The following is a 2,539-nucleotide window of genomic DNA, read 5'->3' on the forward strand; positions in this document are numbered from 1 at the left end:
CCGGCGATGAGGCCGGAACAGACGCCTTACTGCTGATGTACAGGCGCGGTCTGACCCTGGTTGGTCACTTCCCGGCTGTTGCCATAACGGGAAATGTCCAGACCTTCGGCACTGATCTGCGGCTTCTTGCGCGCAATCAGGTCGGCCAGCAGGCGACCGGAGCCACAGGCCATGGTCCAGCCCAGCGTGCCGTGACCGGTGTTGAGGAACAGGTTGCGGAACGCGGTGGCACCCACGATCGGCGTACCGTCCGGGGTGGCCGGGCGCAGGCCGGTCCAGAAGTCGGCCTGGCTCAGGTCGCCGCCGCGAGGATAAAGGTCGTTGACGATCATCTCCAGCGTTTCGCGCCGAGCCGGGTTCAGCGACAGGTCAAAACCGGCGATTTCAGCCATGCCGCCGACACGGATGCGGTTGTCGAAACGGGTGATGGCGACCTTGTAGGTCTCGTCGAGAATGGTCGACGTCGGGGCCATGTCGGCGTTGGTGATCGGTACGGTCAGCGAGTAACCCTTGAGCGGATACACCGGCGCCTTGATGCCCAGCGGCTTGAGCATCTGCGGCGAGTAGCTGCCCAGCGCCAGGACGTAACGGTCGGCGGTTTCCAGCTTGCCGTCGATCCACACGCCATTGATACGGTCGCCGGCGAAGTCCAGGCGCTGGATGTCCTGACCGAAGCGGAACTCGACGCCCAGCTTGATGGCCATGTCGGCCAGCTTGGTGGTGAACATCTGGCAGTCGCCGGTCTGGTCGTTGGGCAGGCGCAGGGCACCGGCCAGAATGTCTTTCACGCCAGCCAGGGCAGGTTCGACGCGAGCAATGCCGTCACGGTCGAGCAGTTCGTAAGGCACGCCCGACTGTTCGAGCACGGCGATGTCCTTGGCCGCGGCATCCAATTGAGCCTGGGTGCGGAACAGCTGGGTGGTGCCGAGGCTACGGTTTTCATAGCCGATGCCGGTTTCGGCGCGCAGCTCGTCGAGGCAGTCGCGGCTGTACTCGGACAGACGCACCATGCGCTCCTTGTTCACCGCGTAACGGCTGGCGGTGCAGTTGCGCAGCATCTGCGCCATCCACAGGTACTGGTCGACATCGCCAGTGAGCTTGATGGCCAGGGGGGCGTGGCGCTCCAGCAGCCACTTGATAGCCTTCAGCGGCACGCCAGGGGCAGCCCAGGGCGAGGCATAGCCGGGCGAGATCTGGCCAGCGTTGGCAAAACTGGTCTCCATGGCCACCGCCGGCTGGCGGTCGACCACGGTCACTTCGAAACCTTGCCGGGCCAGATAATAGGCACTGGCGGTTCCGATTACACCGCTACCAAGTACCAGAACTCGCATCGTTTCATCCCTCGCACGCGGCGCACCGCAAAATTTTGTTGATATGGCATGGATGCGCGCAGTATATGAATTCAAAGCCAGTGCAATTCACTATATAAAAGCCTATATTTGGCGAGAATTCTCGGCAAAAACGCCTTTCACGGAGGGGCATCCCCTATGAGAACCCAGCACCAGAGCAAGCGTGAACTGGACAAGATCGACCGCAACATCCTGCGGATCCTGCAGAATGACGGGCGCATTTCCTTCACCGAACTGGGCGAGAAAGTTGGGCTTTCCACCACCCCTTGCACCGAGCGCGTACGCCGCCTGGAGCGCGAGGGCATCATCATGGGCTACAACGCCCGGCTCAATCCGCAGCACCTGAAGGGCAGCCTGCTGGTGTTCGTGGAAATCAGCCTGGACTACAAGTCGGGCGATACCTTCGAGGAGTTCCGCCGCGCGGTGCTCAAGCTGCCCCATGTACTGGAATGCCACCTGGTTTCAGGTGACTTCGACTACCTGGTGAAAGCGCGAATTTCGGAAATGGCGTCGTACCGCAAGCTGCTCGGCGACATCCTGCTGAAGCTGCCGCACGTGCGCGAATCGAAGAGCTACATCGTGATGGAGGAAGTGAAGGAAAGCCTTTGCCTGCCGATTCCGGACTGAGGTCAGACCAGCACCTGGCGGGTCGTGGCAATGAACCGGTGAACGAGCTGCTCGGCCTGTGGCTCGAGCATCTGCTCAGGGCCTCGGCCACGGGGGCAGGCCATGCTGGGCGTGGTGCCAAACAGGCGGCAGATCATCGGGCGCTCTTCGTAGACCGTGCAGCCATTGGGGCCCAGGTGCACGCAATCCAGGTGCTCCAGCGCAGCGTCCTGTTCGGCTTGGGTTTTGCGCGGCAGGCGGGCCATTTCTTCAGTCGATGTGGTGACCGGGCCGCAGCAGTCGTGGCAGCCGGGCTCGCACTCGAAGGATGGGATGAGTTCGCGCAGGAACTGGATCTTGTGGCGGTTGCAGGACATGGCTGGGTACAGATTGAAGGGTGAAGGTGAATTATAGGGCCAATCGCCGGCAAGCCGGCTCCCACAAGTTGCCCGCTGGTCTTGATGCAAGTAGCCCGCGGGTCTTGATGAAGGTGATGATCCTGTGGGAGCAACTGTCTTGCTCCACTTCTAAAAGTTGATGCGATTCCTGTGGGAGCGGGCTTGTCCCGCGAACACCGGCGAAGC

General features: G+C 61.8%; 3 protein-coding genes. 1 reads left to right on the top strand and 2 read right to left on the bottom strand.

From position 1 onward, the window contains the following. Positions 1–26: 26 nt before the first annotated feature. Entirely contained in the window at positions 27–1,331 is a 1,305-nt protein-coding gene (gene dadA, locus PMI38_RS20755) for a D-amino acid dehydrogenase (RefSeq protein ID WP_008098235.1), read from the bottom strand. A 156-nt stretch (positions 1,332–1,487) separates the two neighbouring features. Between dadA and dadR the strand changes: the two genes are divergently transcribed. Then, positions 1,488–1,976, top strand: coding sequence for a transcriptional regulator DadR (gene dadR, locus PMI38_RS20760; RefSeq protein WP_003258963.1), 489 nt, complete (start codon positions 1,488–1,490; stop codon positions 1,974–1,976). Positions 1,977–1,978: 2 nt separating this feature from the next. Here the strand turns inward: dadR and PMI38_RS20765 are convergent, their stop codons facing one another. Then, on the bottom strand, positions 1,979–2,332 hold the full coding sequence (locus PMI38_RS20765) for a YkgJ family cysteine cluster protein (RefSeq protein WP_008098240.1): 354 nt from the start codon (positions 2,330–2,332) through the stop codon (positions 1,979–1,981). Positions 2,333–2,539: the final 207 nt, after the last annotated feature.

Source organism: Pseudomonas sp. GM84, assembly GCF_000282535.1.
Classification (GTDB): domain Bacteria; phylum Pseudomonadota; class Gammaproteobacteria; order Pseudomonadales; family Pseudomonadaceae; genus Aquipseudomonas.

What these genes read in the sequence shown, in the direction of transcription:
- PMI38_RS20765 (WP_008098240.1), bottom strand. Translation starts at nt 2,332, where the DNA reads ATGTCCTGCAACCGCCACAAGATCCAGTTCCTGCGCGAACTCATCCCA.
- dadA (WP_008098235.1), bottom strand. Translation starts at nt 1,331, where the DNA reads ATGCGAGTTCTGGTACTTGGTAGCGGTGTAATCGGAACCGCCAGTGCC.
- dadR (WP_003258963.1), top strand. Translation starts at nt 1,488, where the DNA reads ATGAGAACCCAGCACCAGAGCAAGCGTGAACTGGACAAGATCGACCGC.